The 22,373-nt window shown below is 62.2% G+C and carries 20 protein-coding genes; 12 read left to right on the top strand and 8 right to left on the bottom strand.

Annotated features, from left to right (window positions below):
• Positions 1–107 precede the first annotated feature (107 nt).
• The 6 genes from ACFCW2_RS02940 to ACFCW2_RS02915 are packed head-to-tail and all read left to right on the top strand — an operon-like array spanning position 108 to position 6,125.
• Positions 108–1,592 (top strand): carotenoid oxygenase family protein, encoded by a 1,485-nt coding sequence (locus ACFCW2_RS02940; RefSeq protein ID WP_379548079.1) that lies wholly within the window; start codon positions 108–110, stop codon positions 1,590–1,592.
• Positions 1,593–1,606: 14 nt separating this feature from the next.
• Positions 1,607–2,836, top strand: coding sequence for an acetyl-CoA acetyltransferase (locus ACFCW2_RS02935; protein WP_379548077.1), 1,230 nt, complete (start codon positions 1,607–1,609; stop codon positions 2,834–2,836).
• 3 nt (positions 2,837–2,839) lie between these two features.
• Positions 2,840–3,742 carry a DUF1295 domain-containing protein gene (locus ACFCW2_RS02930; protein WP_379548075.1) on the top strand — a complete coding sequence of 301 codons (903 nt, stop codon included), beginning with the start codon at positions 2,840–2,842 and terminating at the stop codon, positions 3,740–3,742.
• 10 nt (positions 3,743–3,752) lie between these two features.
• A complete protein-coding gene (locus ACFCW2_RS02925; protein ID WP_379548073.1) occupies positions 3,753–4,712 on the top strand; it encodes a winged helix-turn-helix transcriptional regulator in 960 nt (319 codons plus the stop codon).
• 4 nt (positions 4,713–4,716) lie between these two features.
• Positions 4,717–5,574: an archaetidylserine decarboxylase gene (asd, locus tag ACFCW2_RS02920; protein WP_379548071.1), complete on the top strand. Its 858-nt coding sequence runs from the start codon at positions 4,717–4,719 to the stop codon at positions 5,572–5,574.
• Positions 5,574–6,125: a pseudouridine synthase gene (locus ACFCW2_RS02915; RefSeq protein WP_379548069.1), complete on the top strand. Its 552-nt coding sequence runs from the start codon at positions 5,574–5,576 to the stop codon at positions 6,123–6,125. Before asd ends, ACFCW2_RS02915 begins: the two co-directional genes overlap by 1 nt.
• Before the next feature lie 11 nt (positions 6,126–6,136).
• Here ACFCW2_RS02915 and ACFCW2_RS02910 read toward each other — a convergent pair whose 3' ends face one another.
• Entirely contained in the window at positions 6,137–7,294 is a 1,158-nt protein-coding gene (locus tag ACFCW2_RS02910) for a JmjC domain-containing protein (protein ID WP_379548068.1), read from the bottom strand.
• Positions 7,291–7,557: a hypothetical protein gene (locus ACFCW2_RS02905; protein WP_379548066.1), complete on the bottom strand. Its 267-nt coding sequence runs from the start codon at positions 7,555–7,557 to the stop codon at positions 7,291–7,293. Before ACFCW2_RS02905 ends, ACFCW2_RS02910 begins: the two co-directional genes overlap by 4 nt.
• Before the next feature lie 79 nt (positions 7,558–7,636).
• Here ACFCW2_RS02905 and ACFCW2_RS02900 point away from each other — a divergent pair, with 79 nt between their 5' ends.
• The 3 genes from ACFCW2_RS02900 (at position 7,637) to ACFCW2_RS02890 (ending at position 12,828) form a co-directional block, all read left to right on the top strand.
• Positions 7,637–9,502, top strand: a complete 1,866-nt coding sequence (locus ACFCW2_RS02900) for an ABC-F family ATP-binding cassette domain-containing protein (RefSeq protein WP_379548065.1) — start codon at positions 7,637–7,639, stop codon at positions 9,500–9,502.
• A gap of 77 nt (positions 9,503–9,579) precedes the next feature.
• Positions 9,580–11,106, top strand: a complete 1,527-nt coding sequence (locus ACFCW2_RS02895; protein WP_379548063.1) for an acetyl-CoA acetyltransferase — start codon at positions 9,580–9,582, stop codon at positions 11,104–11,106.
• A gap of 72 nt (positions 11,107–11,178) precedes the next feature.
• Positions 11,179–12,828 (top strand): RyR domain-containing protein, encoded by a 1,650-nt coding sequence (locus ACFCW2_RS02890; RefSeq protein WP_379548061.1) that lies wholly within the window; start codon positions 11,179–11,181, stop codon positions 12,826–12,828.
• A gap of 12 nt (positions 12,829–12,840) precedes the next feature.
• Here the strand turns inward: ACFCW2_RS02890 and ACFCW2_RS02885 are convergent, their stop codons facing one another.
• On the bottom strand, positions 12,841–13,356 hold the full coding sequence (locus tag ACFCW2_RS02885; protein ID WP_379548060.1) for a hypothetical protein: 516 nt from the start codon (positions 13,354–13,356) through the stop codon (positions 12,841–12,843).
• 153 nt (positions 13,357–13,509) lie between these two features.
• Here ACFCW2_RS02885 and ACFCW2_RS02880 point away from each other — a divergent pair, with 153 nt between their 5' ends.
• Positions 13,510–13,962 carry a MaoC family dehydratase gene (locus ACFCW2_RS02880; protein WP_379548058.1) on the top strand — a complete coding sequence of 151 codons (453 nt, stop codon included), beginning with the start codon at positions 13,510–13,512 and terminating at the stop codon, positions 13,960–13,962.
• A complete protein-coding gene (locus ACFCW2_RS02875; RefSeq protein ID WP_379548056.1) occupies positions 13,962–14,834 on the top strand; it encodes an HpcH/HpaI aldolase/citrate lyase family protein in 873 nt (290 codons plus the stop codon). The genes ACFCW2_RS02880 and ACFCW2_RS02875 overlap by 1 nt, the downstream gene beginning before the upstream one ends.
• Positions 14,835–14,837: 3 nt before the next feature.
• Here the strand turns inward: ACFCW2_RS02875 and ACFCW2_RS02870 are convergent, their stop codons facing one another.
• The 5 genes from ACFCW2_RS02870 to ACFCW2_RS02850 form a co-directional block, all read right to left on the bottom strand.
• The gene (locus ACFCW2_RS02870) at positions 14,838–15,566 is read right to left on the bottom strand and encodes a 3'(2'),5'-bisphosphate nucleotidase CysQ (RefSeq protein ID WP_379548912.1); all 729 of its coding nucleotides are present in this window, start codon (positions 15,564–15,566) and stop codon (positions 14,838–14,840) included.
• 107 nt (positions 15,567–15,673) lie between these two features.
• Positions 15,674–17,590, bottom strand: a complete 1,917-nt coding sequence (gene cysN / locus ACFCW2_RS02865) for a sulfate adenylyltransferase subunit CysN (RefSeq protein ID WP_379548054.1) — start codon at positions 17,588–17,590, stop codon at positions 15,674–15,676.
• A 123-nt stretch (positions 17,591–17,713) separates the two neighbouring features.
• Positions 17,714–18,619: a sulfate adenylyltransferase subunit CysD gene (gene cysD / locus ACFCW2_RS02860; protein WP_379548052.1), complete on the bottom strand. Its 906-nt coding sequence runs from the start codon at positions 18,617–18,619 to the stop codon at positions 17,714–17,716.
• A 164-nt stretch (positions 18,620–18,783) separates the two neighbouring features.
• Positions 18,784–19,794 (bottom strand): radical SAM protein, encoded by a 1,011-nt coding sequence (locus ACFCW2_RS02855; RefSeq protein WP_379548050.1) that lies wholly within the window; start codon positions 19,792–19,794, stop codon positions 18,784–18,786.
• Between the two features lie 4 nt (positions 19,795–19,798).
• The gene (locus ACFCW2_RS02850) at positions 19,799–21,217 is read right to left on the bottom strand and encodes a dihydrolipoyl dehydrogenase family protein (protein WP_379548048.1); all 1,419 of its coding nucleotides are present in this window, start codon (positions 21,215–21,217) and stop codon (positions 19,799–19,801) included.
• 141 nt (positions 21,218–21,358) lie between these two features.
• On the opposite strand from ACFCW2_RS02850, the gene ACFCW2_RS02845 reads away from it, so the two are divergent.
• On the top strand, positions 21,359–22,372 hold the full coding sequence (locus ACFCW2_RS02845; protein ID WP_379548046.1) for an SDR family oxidoreductase: 1,014 nt from the start codon (positions 21,359–21,361) through the stop codon (positions 22,370–22,372).
• Position 22,373 lies beyond the last annotated feature (1 nt).

Raw genomic sequence — 22,373 nt, 5'->3', positions numbered from 1 at the left:
TGTATGCTCCGGATTTAAGGGCCGCCCATTTGATCAGGGAGCGATTGACAGAAGCGGAGGGGTGGCTATCACTTGCGTAACTTAACCTACTCGAGGATCCGCGCCCCATGTCAAAGCTCGTCAACCGCGTTGAAGCCACTCTGGAGCCGACCGATCATCCCTATCTGACCGGCGCATGGACCCCCAATTTCGACGAGTATGATGCGGATGACATGGAGGTGATCGGCACGATCCCCGCCGATATTGACGGCATTTACGTGCGCAACACGGAAAACCCCGTGCACCAGCCAATCGGCCGCTATCACCCCTTCGACGGCGACGGGATGCTGCACATGATGCGCATTTCCGGCGGGAAGGCGCAGTACAAGAACCGCTTCATCCGCACCGCAGGCTTCAAGGCCGAGGCGCAGGCCGGCAAGGCGTTGTGGGCGGGCTTCACCAACAACAGCAAGAAATCAAAACATGATGGCTGCGGCATTGGCGGGGGCCTGCGCGACAGTTCTTCCACCGATGTGTTGGTGCGCAACGGCCAGATCCTCTCCACTTTCTGGCAATGCGGCGAGGGCTATCTGCTCGATCCCGAAAGCCTCGATACGCTGGGGATCGAGCCCTGGACCCCGGCAGAGGGCCTGTCCGCTCACCCCAAGCTGGATGGCAAGACCGGCGATCTGATGTTCTTCAATTACGGCGATAAAGCGCCCTACATGCATTACGGCGTCGTCGGCCCGGACAACCAGCTAAAGCATTATGTGCCGATCGAATTGCCCGGTACCCGCCTGCCGCACGATATGGCGATTTCTGACAATTATTCGGTGCTCAATGACTGCCCGCTGTTCCCGGTGCCGGAAGCGCTGGAGAACGGATATTTCGTGCCGACATTCGATCCCACCAAGAAGCTGCGCTTCGCTGTCATCCCCCGCTTCGGCGCGGCAGAGGATGTGATGTGGTTCGAGGCGGAGCCGACTTATGTGCTCCACTGGACCAATTGCTGGGAAGATGGAGACGAAGTGGTTCTGGAAGGATACCGCCAGCAAAGCCCGCTGCCCGGCCCTCTGGAAAGTATGGAGCCGCCCAACAACCTGCTGTTCGCCAATATCGACCTGCATTCGCTGCGCCCGCATCTCCACCGCTGGCGCTTCAATCTGAAGAACGGCGAGACGACAGAGGCCCGCGTCTGTCAGGAAGAGCATGTCGAGTTCGGCACGCTCAATCCCAATTATTACGGCCGCGAACACCGCTATGTGTACAGCGCACATGGCGAGAAGGGCTGGTTCCTGTTCAACGGGCTGGTGAAGCACGATCTGAAAGAAGGCACCGCGACCAAGGTGATGTTCGGCGAGGGGCGCTATGGCTCCGAAACCCCGTTCATTCCGCGCTTCGGCGCGACCGGGGAGGACGATGGCTATCTGATCAGCTTCATCACCGACATGGTGCAGGACCGGTCCGAATGCGTGATCTTTGACGCACGTAATATCGAGGCCGGGCCGGTGTGCCAGATCATCCTGCCGCACCGCATTTGCAGCGGCACGCACGCCGTGTGGGCCGGGGCCGATGAGTTGACAGGTGCGCACGCCGGCGAGCAAGCAGCCTGATCGAAAGGCGGCACATGGCAGGCAACGTATATATCCTCGGCGGTCACCAGACCGATTTCTCGCAGAACTATTCGCGCGAGGGCCGCACGATCGTCGATCTGCTGAGTGACGGTGTCAACGGCGCTCTGGCAGCCGCCGCACTGGATCCGGAAGAAATCGACGTCGCGCATGTCGGCAATTTCGTCGGCGAATTGTTTACCGGGCAGGGGATGCTAGGCGGTTTTCTTGGCCATGTGCACCCCGCATTGGCCGGTGTCCCTGCCTCCCGCCATGAAGGGGCCTGCGCGTCGGGTTCGCTCGCCATTCTGGCGGCGATGGCCGATATCGAGGCAGGTCGGTATGACTGCGCCTGTGTCATCGGCATGGAATATATGCGCAATGTCTCCGGCCAGACGGCGGGCGACCATCTGGGCGCAGCAGTGTGGGTGGGTGAAGAGGCCACCGATGCGCGGTTCGTCTGGCCCGCGATGTTCTCCGACATGGCGGAGGAATATGATGCGCGCCACGGCCTCAATCACGATCACCTGAAGGAAATCGCACGGATCAATTTCGCGAACGCCAAGCGCAACCCCAATGCGCAAACGCGCGGCTGGACCCTGTCCGATCAGCATTTCGCCAATGATGACGAGCTCAACCCGGTCGTCCATGGCTGGATGCGGCGGCAGGATTGCAGCCAGATCACTGACGGAGCAGCGGTGCTGTTCCTCGCCTCCGAAAGCAAGGCGAAGGAATACGCTGACAAGCGCGGCGTCCCGCTGGAAAGCCTCGCTCGGGTGAAGGGCTGGGGCCACACCACTGCTCCGATGCTGATGGACACCAAACTGGCCGCCAGCAAAGACGCGGAATACCTGCTCCCGTGGACCCGCAAGGCGATCACCGATGCCTATGCCCGTGCCGGGATTTCAGGACCGGAGCAGCTGGACGCGATTGAAACGCACGACTGTTTCACAATCAACGAATACATCGCGATCGAGCATTTCGGCATCACCGCGCCGGGCGAGGCGTGGAAAGCGGTCGAGGATGGGCGCATTGCGTATGGCGGCTCCATCCCGGTCAATGCCTCGGGCGGGTTGATGGGCATCGGGCATCCGGTGGGCGCAACCGGCGTCCGCATGGCGCTTGACGCGATGCGACAAGTTACTGCAACAGCGGGGGATTATCAGGTCGAAGGTGCGCGCAATATCGGCACGTTCAATGTCGGCGGATCCGGCACGACCAATTGCAGTTTTGTTATCGGGGTCTGAACTATGGCAAACTTGAAGAAATCGCTGCGCAGCTTTGGCGTGGTGATCTTTGCTACTGCCCTTGGACTCGGCTTTGCCTGGCTGGCAGGCAGCACCGGTCAGGATCTGGCCGGAATCCCTGTATTGGCTGTTTGCGCGATCATGGCCTTCGCCGTAAACTGGATCGCTTTTGTCCCGGCGGCGATTGCCCAGACGGAAAAGTTTTACGACCTGATCGGATCGCTGACCTATATCACGATGATTGCAGTCGCATGCCTGCTCTCCCATGATTTCGGCCTCGGCACGAAACTGGATACGCGGGCCATTGTCGTCGCGATAATGGTTGTGGTGTGGGCCGCGCGATTGGGCACGTTCCTGTTTATCCGTATTTCCAATGACGGCGGCAGGGACAGCCGGTTCGACAAGATCAAGGTGAACCCGCCGCGCTTTCTGGTGGCGTGGACCCTGCAGGCTGTCTGGACGATCATCACGGCGTCGGCCGCGTTGGCGATCATCACCGCAAGCGACCGTGTGCCGCTAGGGGTCTTCTTCTGGCTCGGCGCAGCAATCTGGGTGGTCGGTTTCGGCATCGAAGTTGTGGCGGACAAGCAGAAGAGCGCATTCAAGGCCGACCCTGCGAACAAGGGCAAGTTCATCAATGTCGGCCTGTGGCGTTGGTCGCAGCACCCGAACTATTTTGGCGAGATCATGCTGTGGACCGGGGTCGTGGTCATGGCGCTGCCGGTCCTGTCCGGCTGGTCGTTTGTCGTCCTCTCCTCACCGGTGTTCATCTACCTGCTTCTGACCAAAATCAGCGGGATCAATTTGCAGGAGCAGTCGTCGAAGAGCAAATGGGGCGATGATCCGGCCTATCAGGAATATCGCCGCAAAACGCCGAAGCTCGTGCCCATGCCGCCCCGCTCCTGAAGCGGCCACGATGTCCGGCGATCAGCATCAGAAATCCAACGCAGCGCGGCTGGTCCGCACCTGCTCGATCTGGCGCGCGCTGGATGTGCTTGGCGATGTGCCAACGCTGCTGATTCTGGAATCGATCTGGCTCGGCGACTTGCGTTTCTCGGCCATTCGCGAGCGGACCTGTCTGTCTCGGCCGCTGGTGACGGAGCGATTGAAATCGCTGGTCGGGCGCGGCGTTCTGCAACGCCATCAATATTGCGACAAGCCGCCGCGGCACGAATATCGCCTGACGGAAATGGGCCGCGATCTCTTTCCGGTCACCATGATGCTGCTGCGGTGGGAGAAAAGCTGGTCGGCCCGCCGAGCATCGCTCGATATGGAGCTGACCCACCACTCCTGCGAACAGGCGATCATCCCGCAGCCGCTCTGCAGTCATTGCCGAGAGGTCGTAAAGCCGCAGGATATTGATTGGCGCGAAGGCCCCGGGCTGGCCATGGTGGAGCCGGAATATACCCGCCGCCGCGCACACCGCAACCGGCAGGCGATCGCGCAGAACCTTTCGCTGTTCACCGATTCCGCGGAGTTACTGGGCGACCGCTGGGCGGGGCTGGCCATGCGGGCCATCTTCACCGGCCTGAACAGGTTCGACGAAATTCTGGACGATAGCGGTATGGCATCGAACATTTTGTCCGATCGGCTGGCATGGCTCGTCGAGCATGGTTTTCTCAAAGCGCGGATGTATCAGACCAGCCCGAACCGTTTTGCTTATACCGCGACGGCAAAGTCGCTCGATTACCTGCCTGTTCTGCTGATGATCCAGCGCTGGGGGGACCGCTATTTCGGGGCCGAGGAAGGCCCGCCGGTGCTTCTGACGCACACGCTCTGCGGCGCGGAGCTGGAGGTGTATGCCGGGTGCGGATCGTGCAGCGAAGAATTGCTGCTGCCGGACGTAACAATCCATCTGGCCAGATCCGAGGGTTAGCACCATGTCCGAACGCCTCTCGATCGCCGCGCAGCATTTTCTGCCCAAACTCTTGCTGACCAAAATTGCCGGCGGGGTCGCCAGCGCGAAGGGCGGGGCGATGACCACCCGCCTGATCCGCTGGTTCGTGAAGAAATACCGCGTCGACATGAACGAGGCGGCCAATCCCGACATCTCCAGCTATGCCAGCTTCAACGAGTTTTTCACCCGGCCCCTGCGCGAGGGCGCACGGCCGATTGCCGATGCGGATTTCGTGTGTCCCGTCGATGGCGCGATCAGCCAGCTGGGCACGGTGGAGACGGGCCGTATCTTTCAGGCCAAGGGCCATCATTTCACCGCGACAGATCTGCTCGGCGGGGATGCCGCGATGGCGCAGCAGTTCGATGATGGCAGCTTCGCCAATATCTACCTGTCTCCGCGCGATTACCACAGGCTCCACATGCCCTGCGACGGGCGGCTGACGCGGATGATCCATGTTCCGGGCGACCTGTTCTCGGTCAATCCGGTGACGGCACGCGGCGTGCCCAATCTGTTTGCGCGTAACGAGCGGGTGGTGTGCCTGTTCGAGTCCGAAGAGCACGGGCCGTTCGCCATGGTGCTGGTGGGTGCGACGATTGTCGGCAGCGTCGCGACGGTGTGGCACGGCGTGGTGAATGCGAAGCGCAGCGGCGAATTGGCGCAGTGGTCGTATGACGATCAGGACATCGTGTTGAAACAGGGCGAGGAGATGGGCCGCTTCCTGCTCGGCTCCACCATCGTGATGCTGTTCCGGCCCAGTACAATTGCTTTCGATCAGAATTGGGCTCCCGAGGGCCCCGTCCGGCTGGGTGAGCCGATGGGCAGCGCGGCAGCGGACGGGTAATGGCGCGGCTGATCCTGCTCAACAAGCCCTTCGGAGTGCTGTCACAATTCACCGACAGGGGTACGGAGACAAAGCGCCAGACACTGTCCGATTTCGTGAAAGTGCCCGGTGTCTATCCTGCGGGGCGGCTGGACCGGGATAGCGAAGGGCTGATGCTGCTGACCGATGACGGGCGGCTGCAATCGCGCATTTCCGATCCGAAATTCACACTGGGCAAAACCTATCTTGCGCAGGTCGAAGGCGTGCCGGACGATGCCGCCCTCGCGGCGCTGAGGAAGGGCGTGCGGCTTAAGGATGGCCTGACCCGCCCGGCACAGACCGAGGCCATTGATCCACCCGACCTGTGGCCCCGCGACCCGCCGATCCGGGTGCGCAAAAGCGTGCCCGATAGCTGGATCAGGCTGACCATTCGCGAAGGCAAGAACCGGCAGGTCCGGCGCATGACGGCGGCCGTCGGCCTACCCACTCTGCGGCTGGTGCGCTGGTCCGTCGGCGACTGGACGCTTGACGGGCTGGGGCTGGGCGAAACCCGCGAGGAATTCGTGCCCTAAGGCAAATCAGCCTAATACTCCACGATTGCAACGGCACCTGCGTTGAGGAGAATGACGAGCAAGGCAACCACATCGCTGGATATTCTCTGTGTCGCATTGACGCCCAAATACTGGCAGTTGGAAAGTATGCGGGCCACCTCGGCAGCTTCTGCGGAGCATTGATATGCAGTGCCGTCTACGAACAGGGTCACTGCGTCTTCTTCTTCCTCGATAAACGCAAAATGGCTGGCCGAATTGCGCACGATCTCGGCACCGCTTGCCAATTCCATCTCAACCCGCTCCACATCGAATGGATCATCGGGAGTCCAGTCGATCTCCGACGGTTTTGGGGCAGTGGTGAATTCGCCGAACCAGCGGGCAAAGGCCTGCTTGTCGCCCAACCGCTCGGTGATCATCCTGTGCAGCCGGTCCAGCGCTTCGGGTGCAATGGCCCCCGGATTGTCCTGCACCGTGAGATCAGGATCGGTGTAGCGGTCGTCATCGCCCGCTTCGTCCAGCAAATGCTCGGTCCAGCCATCCACCAGCTCGCCCACAGAAGGCGCGCGAAAGCCGATCGAATAGGTCATGCAATCATTGCCGAGCGATGTGCCCTCATGCGCAATACCGGGCGGCACGTAGAGGATATCGCCCGGCTCCAGCACGTAGTCCGCAACCGGCTCGAAATCTGCGAGCAGGCGCAGGCTGTCGTGCGGCAGCAGCGGTGATGTCTCGTCGCACATCCCGCCAACCCGCCAGCGCCTGCGGCCCAGACCCTGCACCAGAAACACGTCATACTGGTCGAAATGCGCGCCCACTCCGCCGCCGGTTGTGGCGAAGCTGACCATCACATCGTCGATCCGCCAGTTCGGAATGAAGCGGAACTGCAGCAACAGATCGGCCACGGCGGGCACATGGTGGTCCACGGCCTGCACCAGCAATGTCCATGGCGCGGTGCCCAGCGCATCGAAACGGTCCAGCGGCAGTGGGCCATGCTCCAACGCCAATGCATCGGCTGCGCCCGAGATCAGACGCGATTCAATACCCGGCTCGCAGCCCAGACCCGCCAGCTCGTCAGGCTCCAGCGGATTACGCCATTCCTTCCAAGGATTGCGGATCAGCAGCGGCTTCTTCTGCCAATAATCGCGCAGGAAGCTGGCCGGATCGAAGCACGCAGGGTCGAGAGTGCTCATTCTTGTTGCTGTTGAGCCTTGATCATTAGATCCATGAAGTTGCGCGCCGCCTCGCGGTCGGCCTCGTCCTCGAACGCGACATCCAGATCGGGCGCGGAGCCGAGCATATAAAGCAGGCTCCACAAGGCGAATCGCTCTGCCGGGTCTTTCTTCAACCCCAGATCGACCAGCATCCTTTCGGTTGCAGCGGGAATTGCAGCCGCATTCACCTGTGCCAGATCATCGGAGCCAAAATAACGGCGCAGCAGATTGTCCATATCCATGCCCCGCTTGCTAGAAGGGTTGCCGCCGGATGCAAGTGCAGCATTGGGTCGGCGGCAAAGGGCTGCTATGCGCCCCGCCATGCTCACCATCGATGGACTGACAGTCAGGCTCGGCGGCCGTGACATTCTTACCCGCGCGACTGCGGCGATTCCGCATGGCGGTCGTGTGGGGCTGATCGGCCGCAATGGCGCGGGCAAATCGACATTGATGAAAAGCATCATCGGAGAGATCGACCCGGACGAGGGCGAGATCAGCACCCCCAGCGGCACGCGGCTGGGCTATATCGCGCAGGATGCCCCGGCAGGCGACATAACGCCGGAGGAAGCGGTGCTGGCCGCCGATGTAGAGCGCACCGCGCTGCTGGAGGAATCCGAGACCTGCACCGACCCGCACCGGCTGGGCGATGTGCATGACCGGCTGCTGGCGATCGACGCCTACAGCGCGCCTTCGCGGGCCGCCCGTATTCTGACAGGGCTGGGGTTCGACGAGGAAATGCAGCGCCAGCCGCTCGACAGTTTTTCCGGCGGCTGGAAAATGCGCGTTGCTCTGGGGGCGCTGCTGTTCTCGCAGCCCGACGTGCTGCTGCTTGACGAGCCTTCTAACCACCTGGACCTAGAAGCCACGCTGTGGCTGGAGAATTTTCTCAAAAGCTATCCCGCCACGGTGTTGGTGATCAGCCACGAACGCGATCTGCTCAACAAGGTGGTCGATCACATCCTGCATCTGCAGGGCGGCAAGCTGACCCTGTACCCCGGCGGCTACGACAGTTTCGAGAAACAACGCGCCGAACGCGCCGCGCAGCTTGCCAGTGCGAAGGCATCGCAGGATGCACAGCGCGCGCGGCTGGAAGACTACGTCGCCCGCAACAGCGCCCGCGCCTCCACCGCCAAACAGGCGCAATCGCGAGCCAAGATGCTAACAAAGATGCAGCCGATTGCGGCGATGGCCGAGGACGCCTCGCTCAGCTTCGAATTTCCCGACCCAAGCGTTCTGCGATCCCCCATCCTGAGCATGGAAGGCGCGGCGGTTGGCTATGGCGAGGCCCCGCCTGTGCTCAAGCGGCTGAATATGCGGATCGATGCCGAGGACCGGATCGCGCTGCTGGGCCGCAACGGTAACGGCAAGACCACGCTGGCCCGCCTGCTGGCCGCGCAATTGGCACCGGCGGAAGGCGGCGTGAATGCCAGTGGCAAGCTGAAGGTCGGCTATTTCACCCAGTATCAGGTGGAGGAATTGCAGGCTGACAGCACCCCGCTGGAACTGATGACGCGGGTGATGGACGGCAAAGCCCCCGGCGTGGTCCGCGCGCATCTGGGGCGCTTCGGGTTTTCCGGTGATCGGGCCACCGCCAGGGTGGAAAAACTCTCGGGCGGTGAGCGCGCACGGCTGGCGCTGGCGCTGGTGACCCGCGATGCGCCGCATCTGCTCATTCTGGACGAGCCGACCAACCACCTCGACGTCGATGCCCGCGAGGCGCTGATTCAAGCGATGAACGACTACACCGGCGCCGTCATCCTGATCAGCCATGACCGGCATATGGTGGAGCTGACGGCAGACCGGCTGGTCTTGGTCGATGGCGGCACGGCGACGGAATATTCCGGCAGCATGGACGATTACATCGACTTCGTACTGGACCGGAACCAGCCCAAGAAGAAGGACGCGGGCAAGCCAGCGAAGAGCGGCGGCAAATCCAACGCCAAATCGCGGGCGCAAGAGCGGTTTGTGAAATCGGAACTCGCCAAGATCGAGAAGACGATAGCCAAGCTGGAGGCGCGGTGCAGCCAGATCGATCAGGCGATGTACGAACCGGCCAATGCAGTGCCGCAATATGCCGATAAAGCGATGAGCGAGCTTCTGGATCTGCGCGCGGGAGCGGCCGAGGCGCTGGAAAAAGCGGAGGCCGACTGGCTGGCGCTGGGCGCGCAATTGGAGCAGGCGGCCTGACAAAACCGCTGCTCGACAGCGGGCGGCGGGACCGGCATTGCGGCGGGGAATTTCGCTAGAAGGACACCCCCGCTGCCATGACCACACCACTCGATCCGCGCACGCCCGTCATCATCGGAGTGGGGCAGTTCTCCGAGAAACTGGACGATGCGGAATATGCCGCGTTGTCGCCGATGGATATGGCTGGCCGGGCGCTGGGCGCAGCGATTGCCGATGCACAGGCGCGCGGCGATGTGGCGTCGGCGCTGGATACGCTGGGCGCGATCCGTCAGTTCGAGATTTCAACGCCGGTAGCGATTGCTCCGTTTGGGAAAGCCGACAATCCGCCGCGCGCGATTGCGCAGCGTGTCGGGGCCGACCCCGCGCGAGCAATCCTCGAATATGTCGGCGGACAGGCTCCGCAGCGGCTGGTGGGCGAGTTTGCTCAGGACATTGCCGAAGGCCGTGCGAAAGTGGCCGCCGTGGTCGGATCGGAAGCGATTTCGACCACGCTGGCGCTGGTCGCCAAGGGCGAGAAACCCGACTGGTCCGAGGAACTGGGCGGCCAGATGGAAGATCGCGGCTTTGGTATGAAGGGCGTGCTCGACAGCACACTTATTGCCCACGGCGTGCGCGGTGCGATCCCCGCCTATGCGCTGATGGAGAATGCGCGGCGCAAAGTGCTCGGCCGCTCGCTGGAGGAACACCGCGCGCATATGGCGCAATTGTTTGCCCCGTTCACCGAGGTCGCCGCCAGCAATCCACACGCCGCCGCGCCCGTCGCCCGGACAGCCGAGGAGATTGCCACGCCGACCGAGCGCAACAGGATCGTGGCGGAGCCCTATACCAAGAGCATGATCGCCCGCGATCAGGTCAACCAGTCCGCCGCTATCATCGTTGCCTCGGTGGAGGCCGCGCGCGAACTGGGCGTGCCGGAAGACCGCTGGGTGCATATCCACGCGGTCAGCGATGCCAAGGAAGCCTCGCCCATGCAGCGCGCCGATCTGCATCTCGCGCCCAGCGCGGTCGACTGCGCGCACGCGGCGCTGGACATGGCGGGCTCCAGCGTGGCCGAAATCGCGCATTTCGACATTTACAGCTGCTTCCCGATCCCCGTGTGCAACCTGATCGAGGCGCTGGACATTGCCGAAGACGATCCGCGCGGGCTGACGCTGACGGGGGGGCTGCCGTTCTTTGGCGGGGCGGGCAACAATTACTCGGCGCATGGCATTGCAGAGGCGGTTGCCCGGTGCCGCAGTGAACCCGGAAGCCGTGCCATGGTGATCGCCAATGGCGGCTTCATGAGCAAATACGCGACCGGCATTTACTCGACAGAGCCCGCAGATTGGTCGCAGCAGCTTGTGAAGACCTGCGCGGATCAGGCCGATGCGGTCGCCGCGCTCGACCAGTATGACGGCCCAGCCACAATCGAGACCTACACCATCCAGAACAGCAAGAAGGGGCCGCGCGGCACGGTTATTGCGCGCACTCCCGGTGGCGAGCGCGTCGCGGCGATCCCGGCGGATGCGCCTGCACTGGCGCTGCTTGAAACCGGCGATCCCTTCGGCGCGAACATCACCATCGCGCACGACGATGATCTGAACCGCTTCAGCGTGGCGGGTTAACGCCGTTTGCAATCGCTCGCCCGCGTCGGCAGAGCATGCGAACTCGATGTGTAACGCGTGAGCGGGGGAAGTATGCTGCGCCGGATATTCGATTCTTCGTTTTTTATTCCGATTGTCGGGACGCTGGCTGTGGTGCTGGCGTGGATCGGCTGGATGGAAGCCGACCGCACGCCGCATGACGCGTTCTTTTACGCCATCGATTCCCTCGCGGTGGGCGATTTCTACAAGGACTCAACCTCGCTGAAAAACGACGCTGGCGAGATTATCTGGAACCCCTGGCTGGAAATCGCGCGTTGGCTCGGCCTGATCTTTCTCGCCTGGGCTGTCGGCAAGACAGTCGGCCTGCTGTTCGCAGACCGTTTCAAGGCCCTGCGCGCGCGGATGGGCAAGCCGGATATCGTCCTGATGGGCGATGCCGAAATGCTTGCCCCGCTGGCCGATCATGTTGCTGCCTCTCGCCCGACCTTGTGGCTCCACCCGGGTATGCCCGTCTCGGTGCCCGGCGCAACCGTTGTTTCGGAACGCTGGAGCGGCAGCCTTTATCGCGCCTACCGGCTGGGCACGGCCAAGGCGATTGTGATCGCCTATGAAGGCGCACCCGAAGCCCAGATGGCGATCGCCCGTTCGCTGGAAGTGATGGGGACCAGGGCCGACATCATCGTGCTGGCGCGCGACGGGGCGGCGATGGAAGCTCTGGCGCATGAATACGGGGTTACCCGCACCCGCGTCATCTCGGCAGAGGATGCCGCCGTGCGCCGCCTGCATGAACGCCGCCCACCCTTCCTTGCTGCGGTAGAGCGCGAGCAGAAGCGGCTGCACAGCGTGATTTTCGGCTGGACCGAAGCCTCCGAAGCAATTGTCCGCGATACTTTGCTGTCCTCGCTCACCACCGATCTGGGCAAGCCGCGCTTCACGGTCTTCTGCGCCAATCCGAAGGAGAATGCCGCAGCCTTGGCCTTGTCCGCGCCAGAATTTGCCGAAGTGGCCGATATCTCTTTCGAAGGCGGAGTGATCGCCGGTGAGCCGCAATATCTGCCTGCCGATACTTTGCGCTCGGTGATGGCCCAGGACCCGGTGTCGCGCTTCTATGTCTGCTTCGCCGATCAGCGGGACAATCTGGTGACCGCTTTCCGCCTGACAGAACTGGTGCGTGCCGAGGGCTGGAACGCCTGCGGTATCTATCGGTATGAGCATGTCCGCACGGGCGGAGGGGTCGACGTGCCCGAAGATTGCGACCGACCCATCGGTTTCGGCCATGCAGAAGACGTGGCTGTGGGTCTCGGGCTGGTCGGCGATACGCCCGACCGGCTCGCCCGCGCGCTGCATCAGGCCTATCGCGATGCCGCTCCGCCCGATGCCCCGGCCAACCGCCCGTGGGATGATCTGGACGAGGACTTACGCGGGGCGAACCGCCGCAATATCGTGCATCTGCCCGCCAAGCTGCATAGCGCCGGCGCTGTGGTGACGGCAGGCGACGGGCCGCTGCCGCAATTTCCAGAGCTGGAGGAGGGCGGCGCGCTGCTCGAATCGCTTGCGGTGTTGGAGCATGACCGGTGGATGGCCGAGCGGCGCCTCGCGGGCTGGCGTCATGCCGAAATGCGCGACGACCGGCGGCGGCTGCATCCCGATCTGATCCCGTATGATGCGCTGAGCGAGAAGGCGAAGTCTTATGACCGGAATGTCATCACCACGCTGGCCGATGCCCTGCGGCAGGCGGGCTAGGCGCTTGCTGCCCTAGGAAAGCAGTTCCTCGTCGCATCGCAACAGTTTCGCGTTGTCGCGGTAAAACAGGAACAACACGATCAAAATAAAAGACAGCGTCGCGCCCAGCAGGACGTTCACGAACGGCATCCGGATAAACAGAGCGATTACCAGCGCTAGCGGCAGGGCGACGAGCGCATAGCGCGTGAGTTCGGTCCGCACCTGATCGAGGGATTTGCTGGTGCTGTTGGTGGTGGTGCCGAAACACGCAATCGCGTTGTCCTCGCTCGCAAAGAGCGCCCGTGCGCGGCGGATGAACAATATTTGCGATACGATCAGCGAGGCAATGACAAAGCCGACCACCGGCCACACCAGCCACAGCCCGGTATCGCGTCCGCCATCCAGAATGCCGACAATCGACAGGATGCTGAAGCTGTCTTCCAGCGTGAAAACGAACAGCAGGAATGACAGCGCTATCGCCAGCTGGACGAGGGTGATCGCCAGCCCCAGCGCCTTCTTTGTCCGTTCGTAGAGTTCATTGCCGTCCATGTGTCCCCCATCCGGCATTATCGAGATGCGAGCATATATCTGCCAGTACAAATAACAAGCGCGGTCGCGCCCGGAAAGACGGGCAGGCTTGACCGCGTAAGTGCCACGCGCGACTAGCGAAGCAACGATATTCCAAAGCGCAAGGGGGCATGCATGGCAGGCCGGTATTTCGACGATTGGCAAGTGGGTGATCGGGTGGAGCACGAAATCCGGCGTACGGTGACCGAAACCGACAATCTGCTGTTCACCACCATGACTCACAACACGCAGCCGCTGCATCTGGATGTGGAGGCGGCCAAGGCGAGCGAGTTCGGCCAGATCCTCGTCAATGGCACTTTCACGTTTTCGCTGATGGTCGGGGTGAGCGTTGGCGACACCACGCTGGGCACGCTCGTGGCCAATCTGGGCTATGACAAGCTGGTCCACCCCAAGCCGACTTTCATAGGAGACACCTTGCGCGCCACCAGCGAAGTGACCGAGCTGAGGACCAGCAAATCGCGGCCTGATGCCGGGATCGTCACTTTCGCCCATGAATGCATCAACCAGCGCGATGAAGTGGTCTGCCGGTGCCTGCGAATGGCGCTGGTCAAGAAGAGGGCGGGCTGATGGCGATCCCCATGCGCAGCTGGCTGTTTGCTCCGGGCGACAGCGAGAAGAAGATGGCCAAGGCGGCGGCCAGCGAAACCGATATCGTCATTTTCGATCTGGAAGATGCGGTGGCATCTGAAGTGAAGCCCGAAGCGCGGCGGATGGTGGCGCAGGCGCTCTCCGGCGCGGACAATCCCGAGCGGCTGTGGGTGCGCATCAATCCGTTCGAAAGCGATATGCCGCTGCTCGATCTGGCGGCAGTGATGCCCGCACGCCCGGGCGGAATTGTGCTGCCCAAGGCAGAGGGGCCGCAGGATATTGTTCGGCTCGATCATACGCTGTCGGCTCTGGAAGCGGCGCACGGGATCGAGCTGGGATCGACGCCGGTTATGGCGCTGGTGACGGAAACCGCTGCCTCCATGTTCGAAGCGGGCAATTATGCCGGTGCTCCGCGCTTGGTGGCGATGAGTTGGGGGGCAGAGGACCTGTCCGACTCCATCGGTGCGCAATCCAATGTGGACGAGAACGGGCGGTTCGATCCGGCTTACGAGCTGGCCCGGACCCTGTGTCTGCTGGGTGCGGCGCGGGCTGGTGTTACGGCGATCGAAACGATCCAGACCGATTTTCGTGACACCGAAGGACTGGCCAAGCGGGCGGGGGCGATGCGGCGTCAGGGCTTTGGCGGCATGCTGGCGATCCACCCCGCGCAGGTCGATCCGATCAACACCGCGTTCACTCCGGGTGAAGACGAAATCGCCGAGGCACGCATGGTGGTCAAGCTATTCGACGACAATCCCGGCCTCGGGACAATCGGCCATGGCGGAAAGATGTATGACCGCCCGCATCTGTCGCGGGCACAGCAATTGCTGGCGAGCTTGCCTGCGGATTAAACTCTAAAGTTTGGCGACCTCGGCCACGACCCGCTCGGCCCATTCGGGGCGGCAGATCAGCAGGTCGGGCATGTAGGTGTCTTGCTGGTTGTAGATCAGCGGGCTGCCATCCACGCGGCTGCAGTGCATACCATGCGCCAATGCGACAGCGGCCGGGGCGCAGCTGTCCCATTCATACTGGCCGCCGGTGTGAAGGTAGATTTCGGCCTCGCCGCGCACAACGGCCATGGCCTTCGCGCCCGCGCTGCCCATGCCGACCAGCTCGCCGCCGATTGCTTCGGAGACAGCGACCGCTTCCTTGGCAGGGCGCGTGCGGCTGACGACCAGACGCGGTGTTTCCTGCGCTTGAGGGACGTTCACGGGCGCATCGGTGCGCAGGACGGTGTCCAGCCCCGGTAGAGCGACCGCGCCGATCTCCGGCTTGCCCTCGATGGAGAGCGCGACATGCACCGCCCAGTCGGTACGCGCCTCACCATATTCGCGGGTGCCATCGACCGGGTCGACAATCCATGTGCGGGCCTTGCCCAGCCGCTCGTCCGTATCTTTGCTCTCTTCCGACAGAAGGCCGTCCTCCGGGCGCAGATGGCGCAGGGCGTGGACCAGAAACTGGTTCGCCGTTTCATCGCCCGCCTTGCCCAGCGACTTGCCTTCGAAGACGTTGCTCTCGCGGACCTGAAGCAGGATTTGCCCCGCATGATGTGCCAGATGGGCAGCCAGTTCGGCGTCGGTCATTTCGGCAGGCACTTGCGTCATATTTTCAACTCCGTTCGCCCTGTGCGTGTCGAAGGGCATGTCGGTCAGCGTGCTTCGACAGGCTCAGCACGAACGGCTGGATGGGGTTATCTAAGCGGCATGATCTGGTCGACGATGTAGGCGGCGGCTTCCTCGGCCGTCATCTCCACCGTGTTGACTCGGATCTCGGCGTTCTCCGGTTCCTCATAAGGGCTGTCGATACCCGTGAAGTTCTTCAGATCGCCCGCGCGGGCCTTCTTGTAGAGGCCTTTCACATCGCGTTCTTCTGCCACTTCGAGCGGGGTATCGACAAACACTTCGATGAACTCGCCCTCGGGCAGCATGTCGCGCACCATCCGGCGTTCGGCCCGGAACGGGCTGATGAAAGCGGTCAGAACGACCAGCCCGGCATCGGCCATCAGCTTGGCGACCTCGCCAATACGGCGGATGTTCTCGATCCGGTCGGTGTCGGTGAAGCCCAGATCCTTGTTCAGGCCGTGACGGATATTGTCACCGTCCAGCAGGAATGTGTGGCGGTTCATCAGGTTGAGGCGCTTCTCGACCTCGTTGGCGATGGTCGATTTGCCGCTTCCCGAAAGGCCGGTGAACCACAGCACGCGCGGTGCCTGATTCTTAAGATTGGCATGCGCTTCCCGGGTGATGTCGGTCGCCTGCCAATGCACATTCTGTGCGCGGCGCAGGCTGAAATGGAGCATCCCGGCAGCGACGGTGCGGTTGGTCATCTTGTCGATCAGGATGAACCCGCCCAGCGTGCGGTTCTTCTCGTATGGCTCGAACACGATGGGGCGATCGGTGGTCAGCTCAGCAACGCCGATCGAATTGAGCTGCAGCGTCTTGGCCGCGAGATGTTCCATCGTGTTGACGTTGATTTCGTATTTCGGGGCCTGCACCGTCGCCGACACCATCTGGGTGCCGAGCTTGAGCCAATAGGACCGGCCCACGGTCAGATCTTCGTCGTCCATCCAAACGATGCTGGTTTCGAACTGGTCGGAGACTTCCGGCGGAGCGTCGGCGGTGGCCAGCACGTCGCCGCGGCTGCAGTCGACTTCGTCTTCCAGCGTGATGGTCAGCGATTGACCGGCAAAGCCTTCTTCCAGCTCACCCTCGAAAGTGACGATGGATTTGACCTTGCTGGTCTTGCCTGATGGCAAAACCCGCAATTCGTCGCCCGGACGGACAGTGCCGCTGGACACGAGGCCGGAGAAGCCGCGGAAGTCCAGATTGGGGCGATTGACCCACTGCACCGGCAGGCGGAACGGCTTCTCGCGGTTGACCGCGCTCGACACCTCGACTGTTTCCAGATGGTCGATCAGCGTCGGGCCTTCATACCAGCTGGTCGCTTCGGAATTGGTCGTGATGTTGTCACCGGCGAGGCCCGAGATCGGGATGGCGGTGAAGTCTTCGATACCGATTTCATTGGCGAAGGCGCGGTAGTCGGCAACGATATGCTCGAAGGTGGGCTGATCGTAATCGACCAGATCCATCTTGTTCACCGCCAGCACGATGTTGCGAATGCCCAGCAGCTTGCACAGGAAGCTGTGGCGGCGCGTCTGGACCAGCACGCCTTTGCGCGCGTCGATCAGGATGATCGCCAGGTCGGCGGTTGAGGCGCCGGTCACCATGTTGCGGGTATATTGCTCGTGCCCGGGGCAATCGGCGACGATGAATTTGCGTTTCTCGGTCGCGAAGAAGCGGTAGGCGACATCGATGGTGATGCCTTGCTCGCGCTCTGCGGCCAGACCATCCACCAGCAGGGCAAAATCGATTTCCTGCCCCTGCGTGCCGACCTTCTTCGAATCGCTTTCCAGCGCGTCCAGCTGATCTTCGAAGATCATCTTGGAATCGTAGAGCAGCCGCCCGATCAGGGTCGATTTGCCGTCATCCACGCTGCCGCAGGTGATGAAGCGGAGCATGCTCTTGTGCTGCTGGGCTTCCAGATAGGCGTCGATGTCGTCCGCAATCAGCGCTTCGGTCTGGAAGTTGGACTGTGTCTGGTCGGTCATTTTTTGCTCTCGTCATCCCGGCAAGCGCTGGGAGCTTTCTCGGCTAGGTATTTCTCGGCTGGGCGAGACCCCGGATCGGGTCCGGGGCTAATCCTTCGTCACCCTGCGGGGTGACATTGCGGGTTAGAAATACCCTTCCTGCTTTTTGTCTTCCATCGATGCGCTTTCGCCCTTGTCGATTGCGCGGCCCTGACGTTCCGAACCGGTCGCCAGCAGCATTTCCTGCACAATCTTGGAAAGGTCGGTCGCGTCGCTTTCGGTTGCGCCGGTCAGCGGATAGCAGCCGAGCGTGCGGAAGCGGACATTGCGCGTCACCGGCTTCTCGCCCTCTTCCAGACGGAAGCGTTCATCGTCGACGATCAGGATCTGCCCCTCGCGCTCCACGGTCGGCTGCGGGCTGGACATGTAGAGCGGCACGATGTCGATGTTTTCGGCCATGATGTACTGCCAGATATCCAGCTCGGTCCAGTTGGAGATCGGGAAGACTCGTATGCTCTCGCCCTTGTTCTTGCGGGCGTTGTAGATGTTCCACAGCTCGGGCCGCTGGTTCTTCGGGTCCCAGCGGTGGGAGGATGTGCGGAAGCTGAAAACGCGTTCTTTCGCGCGGGCTTTCTCTTCATCCCGGCGGCCGCCGCCAAAGGCAGCATCGAAACCGTGCTCGGTCAGAGCGGCTTTCAACGGATCGGTCAGCTGGGCCTGCGAATACAGCGCGCTGCCGGTGTCGAACGGGTTGATGCCCTGTTCCTCTGCATGTTCGTTCTTCGCGACGATCAGCTCCAGCCCGTATTCTTCCACGGTCTTGTCACGGTGATCCAGCAGGGCCTGAAAGTCCCAGCCCGACGCAACGTGCAGCATGGGGAACGGGATGGGTCCGGGATGGAACGCCTTGCGCGCAAGGTGCAGCATCACGGAGGAATCTTTGCCTACGGAATAGAGCATTACCGGCTTGGTCGCCTCGGCGACGACCTCGCGCATAATGTGAATGCTCTCGGCCTCGAGGCGTTCGAGATGGGTCAGTGGTCTGGTCATGGAAAGCTGTGGGCGTCCGTCATATTACAAGGGGGGCTCGTTGGCCCGATGATGCGACGGCAACGGCCCATGCCAAACTATGCTGCAAATGCGAAGGAATTTTTCTGTGTGCGTCCCGTTTTGCGCGCCTGATTGCGGCATTCCTGCGGTGACTGGATACCTATTCAGGCCGAACAGCTGGCTCCGCCAAGGACGCAGAACCGCGCGCAATGGGGATGGTTCAGCTTCACCGGTCCGCTGGCCTGCGCCAGAGAGTCGCCAAGATCGAAGCCAGGATCGTAGGGAATGAGCGTACAGGCTGCGACGCGGGGTGCCGATTCGCCCTTGCGATGGACGACCATCCGGCTGGTGGCGCACATGATCTGGGCCGGGTCCTTGTCGAGGATCGACCAGCAGGCGGTGGTAATCTCCGCGATGTCCTTGTCCTCGTCCATTTCGGGAAACAGGACGAGCCGCATGGGATCGCTCGCATCCACGGCAATGCCTTCGGCGGCGAACAACGCGGCATAGCCTGCGCGCTCGTCGGCCTCGCTCTCGCCCGGCAGCATCCGGCCTGCGACCGCGATGGAGAACCCGTGTGCGCTCAGCCATTGGAGCCCGTCGATGGCGATGTCCCAGCTGTTCGCCCCGCGTTCGGCCTCGTGCACAAGTTTTGTGTGATGATCGAGGCTGACGCGGATGGTCAGCCGGTCACCATGCTTCGCGCGAAGTGCCAGAAGGGCGGTCTCATGCCGCCGCATCGGCTTCATCGCATTGGACAGCACCAAAGCCTCGAACTCGCGCTCCAGCGTATCTTCCAGCATGGGCAGGAATTCGGGGTTCATGAAAGGCTCGCCGCCGGTAAAGGCGATCTCGCGTGTGCCAAGGCCCGTGTTGGCGATCTCGTCCAGATACGCCGCCACGTCGCTATGCCTGATATAGACCAGCGCATCATTGGTCGGGCTGCTTTCGATGTAGCAGCTGGCGCAGGCCAGATTGCACAGCGTGCCGGTGTTGAACCACAGCGTGTCCAGCTTCACGAGCGGGACGGACGCGCGGGGTTCGCCCTTCGCAGTCACATCGGGATCGGTGAATTTGGCGGGCGGCAGCGCGTCTCCAGCCACCGCGAAGGGGGAGGGTCCGGCCGGCGCATTTCGGCTCTTGGTGCGGCTTTTTGTGCGGGTCTGGCTGGTCATGGGATCAGGCGAAGGTCCGGCGCACCTTGGCCACGAACGCGGCGTATTTCTTGGGCAGCGATCCGAACACGGTCGGCTCCCACGCGCTGAATGCGGCGGCCTTGGTGATCTCGCTGCGGGTGGGGTAGCTAATGATGGCAGAGCCCATGTCGAAGGTTCCGCTCTTGCCGGTAATCATCTGGCTGAATGGCAGGAGCAACTCGCCGGCATTCTTGCCCACGATGCTTGCGCCGATGACTTTCTTACCCTTCAGGATGACCTTCATCTGGCCCTTGGTCGCATCCTCGGCAATCGCCCGTTCGTTATGGTCGAAGCCTTCGGTGATGACGGTCACCTTGTCGCCCAGTTTTTCGCGCGCCTCTGCCTCGGTCATTCCGATCTGCGCCACTTCGGGCTCAGTGAAGGTGCACCAGGGCAAGGCCTTCCAGTTCACTTTCGTAGGCAGGCCGGTGACGATTTCCAGCGCCACGTTCGATCCCTCATATCCCGAGACATGCGTCAGGCGCGGACCGTCGCGGCAATCGCCGATGGCGTAGATCGATTTGATCGAGGTCCGGCGGCGTGCATCCACCTTGATGCCATTGCGCGCCATTTCGACGCCGAGCTCTTCCAGCCCGAAGCCCGAAGTGTTGGCCTTGCGTCCCACCGCGACCAGCACATGCGTCCCTTTGATTGTCTCTCCATTATCGACTGCGATCTCGATAGCGCCGGCCTTGCCCGACACGCTGTCCGCCTTACCTTTGACGAAAGTCACGCCCTCGGCCTTCATGGTGTCGATCACAACCTGCACATTGTCCTGATCGTCGCGGCCCATCGGATTTGCCGGTTCGATCACCGTCACTTCGCTGCCCAGACGGCAGAAGCTCTGGGCCATTTCCATCCCGATCACACCGCCGCCGATAATAAGCAAATGGCCCGGCTGCTCGGTCAGGTCGAACAGGTTCTCGTTGGTGAGGTAGGGGACGGTATCGAGCCCGGGGATCGGCGGGACAAACGGCTTGGACCCGGTCGCCACCACGATGCGCGGGGCGGTGAGCGTTTTGCCGCCAACCTCGACCGAATGTTTGCCTGCAATACGCGCCCAGTCCCGGATGACCTCGCAGCCCATTTCCTCGAAAGTTTCTTCGCTGTCATGCGGAGCAATATGCGCGATGGCATCGTGGATATGCTTGTGGACGCCCGACCATTCCACCTTGGGCGCGGCCAGCGTCACCCCGTGCAGCGTTTCCGTCCGCGCTTCAGCAGCGCGTTTTGCAGCCGTGATAATCGCCTTGCTGGGCACACAACCATTGTTGAGGCACTCGCCGCCCATCTTGTGGCCTTCGATCAGCGCGACCTTAAGGCCGAACAGCGCGCAGCCGCCCGCAGCGGTCAATCCGGCAGCTCCGCCGCCGATAACAATAACATCATGGGTGAATTTCATAACCGGCCCCTCTACATGCCCCGTAAACAAATGTCTCTGAAATGCGAATCTCCTCTGACTCTCTGAGCAATGGAGCATCGCGATCTGCATGACTGTTCGGCTGGGAAGGGCGCTTCGTTACATGAGCTTCGAAACAAACTAATGCATATCCTCGTAACCGGGGCCGCGGGCCTCATCGGCGGTGAAGTGTGCGCGCGTCTGGTGGATGCGGGGCACCGCGTCACGGCGATGGTCCGCTCCAATCCCGATGTCCTGTCGAATGACGGGAAGACAGCGCGGGTGGACCGGATCGTGACGGGCGACCTCGCCTATGAGGGGATGCGGCTTTGCGCGGACGATTCTGCGCATCTGGCATCGGGCGTCGATCTGGTGATCCATTGCGCGGCACTGACGCGGTTCGATCTGGAGAAAGCGGATTACCGGGCGACCAATGTCGAAGGCACACGTCGGGCGCTGGAATTGGCGCGGCGCAATGGCGCTGGCTTCATGCATGTCTCCACCGCCTATGTTTGCGGTGGGCGAACCGGACCGGTGCTCGAAGATGATGCATTGCCGACAGGCGGTTTCACCAATGGCTACGAGGCAAGCAAGGCGGAGGCCGAGGGGCTGGTGCGGGCGAGCGGACTGCCTTTCGTGATTGCGCGCCCCAGCATTGTGGTGGGCGACAGCCGTACCGGGGCGATCCGCCAGTTCGACACGATTTATGCCGCGTTCAAGCTGATTGCCGAAGGGCGCGTGCGGCATATGCCGGTGACTGCGGGCGCGACGCTCGATTTTGTGCCGCTGGACCATGTGGCGGCCGGGATCGTGGCATTGGCGGAGGGGCACGAAATGGCGGCTGGACGGACTTATCATCTGGTCTCCGGCGGCCCCGTACCGGTGGAGGTTTTCGCTCAGGCGATCGGCAGCTTCGAGGCGTTTTCCGCGCCGGTACTGGTAGAGGCCGAGGGCTTCGATCCGGCGACACTGCCTGCGATGGAGCGGCGGCTCTACAAGCGCGTGGCCGGGCTCTATGCCAATTACTTCCAGCGCGACCCGCGCTTCGATGATCGCAAATTGCGTGCGGTGACCGGCTTACAAGCGGCGCCGATGGACCTCGCCATGCTGCGCCGGCTGATCCAGTATTGCGTCGATGTGGGATTCCTGAAGGGCTAAG

The sequence above is a fragment of the Qipengyuania algicola genome, from assembly GCF_042492175.1.
Lineage (GTDB): Bacteria > Pseudomonadota > Alphaproteobacteria > Sphingomonadales > Sphingomonadaceae > CAJXSN01.
The sequence above is the reverse complement of the archived record's forward strand: the minus strand, read 5'-3'. Positions and strand labels throughout refer to the sequence as shown.

Excerpts from the sequence above, each read along its gene's own strand:
- ACFCW2_RS02940 (WP_379548079.1), top strand. The coding sequence starts at position 108 with ATGTCAAAGCTCGTCAACCGCGTTGAAGCCACTCTGGAGCCGACCGAT.
- ACFCW2_RS02935 (WP_379548077.1), top strand. The coding sequence starts at position 1,607 with ATGGCAGGCAACGTATATATCCTCGGCGGTCACCAGACCGATTTCTCG.
- ACFCW2_RS02930 (WP_379548075.1), top strand. The coding sequence starts at position 2,840 with ATGGCAAACTTGAAGAAATCGCTGCGCAGCTTTGGCGTGGTGATCTTT.
- ACFCW2_RS02925 (WP_379548073.1), top strand. The coding sequence starts at position 3,753 with ATGTCCGGCGATCAGCATCAGAAATCCAACGCAGCGCGGCTGGTCCGC.
- asd (WP_379548071.1), top strand. The coding sequence starts at position 4,717 with ATGTCCGAACGCCTCTCGATCGCCGCGCAGCATTTTCTGCCCAAACTC.
- ACFCW2_RS02915 (WP_379548069.1), top strand. The coding sequence starts at position 5,574 with ATGGCGCGGCTGATCCTGCTCAACAAGCCCTTCGGAGTGCTGTCACAA.
- ACFCW2_RS02910 (WP_379548068.1), bottom strand. The coding sequence starts at position 7,294 with ATGAGCACTCTCGACCCTGCGTGCTTCGATCCGGCCAGCTTCCTGCGC.
- ACFCW2_RS02905 (WP_379548066.1), bottom strand. The coding sequence starts at position 7,557 with ATGGATATGGACAATCTGCTGCGCCGTTATTTTGGCTCCGATGATCTG.
- ACFCW2_RS02900 (WP_379548065.1), top strand. The coding sequence starts at position 7,637 with ATGCTCACCATCGATGGACTGACAGTCAGGCTCGGCGGCCGTGACATT.
- ACFCW2_RS02895 (WP_379548063.1), top strand. The coding sequence starts at position 9,580 with ATGACCACACCACTCGATCCGCGCACGCCCGTCATCATCGGAGTGGGG.
- ACFCW2_RS02890 (WP_379548061.1), top strand. The coding sequence starts at position 11,179 with ATGCTGCGCCGGATATTCGATTCTTCGTTTTTTATTCCGATTGTCGGG.
- ACFCW2_RS02885 (WP_379548060.1), bottom strand. The coding sequence starts at position 13,356 with ATGGACGGCAATGAACTCTACGAACGGACAAAGAAGGCGCTGGGGCTG.
- ACFCW2_RS02880 (WP_379548058.1), top strand. The coding sequence starts at position 13,510 with ATGGCAGGCCGGTATTTCGACGATTGGCAAGTGGGTGATCGGGTGGAG.
- ACFCW2_RS02875 (WP_379548056.1), top strand. The coding sequence starts at position 13,962 with ATGGCGATCCCCATGCGCAGCTGGCTGTTTGCTCCGGGCGACAGCGAG.
- ACFCW2_RS02870 (WP_379548912.1), bottom strand. The coding sequence starts at position 15,566 with ATGACCGACGCCGAACTGGCTGCCCATCTGGCACATCATGCGGGGCAA.
- cysN (WP_379548054.1), bottom strand. The coding sequence starts at position 17,590 with ATGACCGACCAGACACAGTCCAACTTCCAGACCGAAGCGCTGATTGCG.
- cysD (WP_379548052.1), bottom strand. The coding sequence starts at position 18,619 with ATGACCAGACCACTGACCCATCTCGAACGCCTCGAGGCCGAGAGCATT.
- ACFCW2_RS02855 (WP_379548050.1), bottom strand. The coding sequence starts at position 19,794 with ATGACCAGCCAGACCCGCACAAAAAGCCGCACCAAGAGCCGAAATGCG.
- ACFCW2_RS02850 (WP_379548048.1), bottom strand. The coding sequence starts at position 21,217 with ATGAAATTCACCCATGATGTTATTGTTATCGGCGGCGGAGCTGCCGGA.
- ACFCW2_RS02845 (WP_379548046.1), top strand. The coding sequence starts at position 21,359 with ATGCATATCCTCGTAACCGGGGCCGCGGGCCTCATCGGCGGTGAAGTG.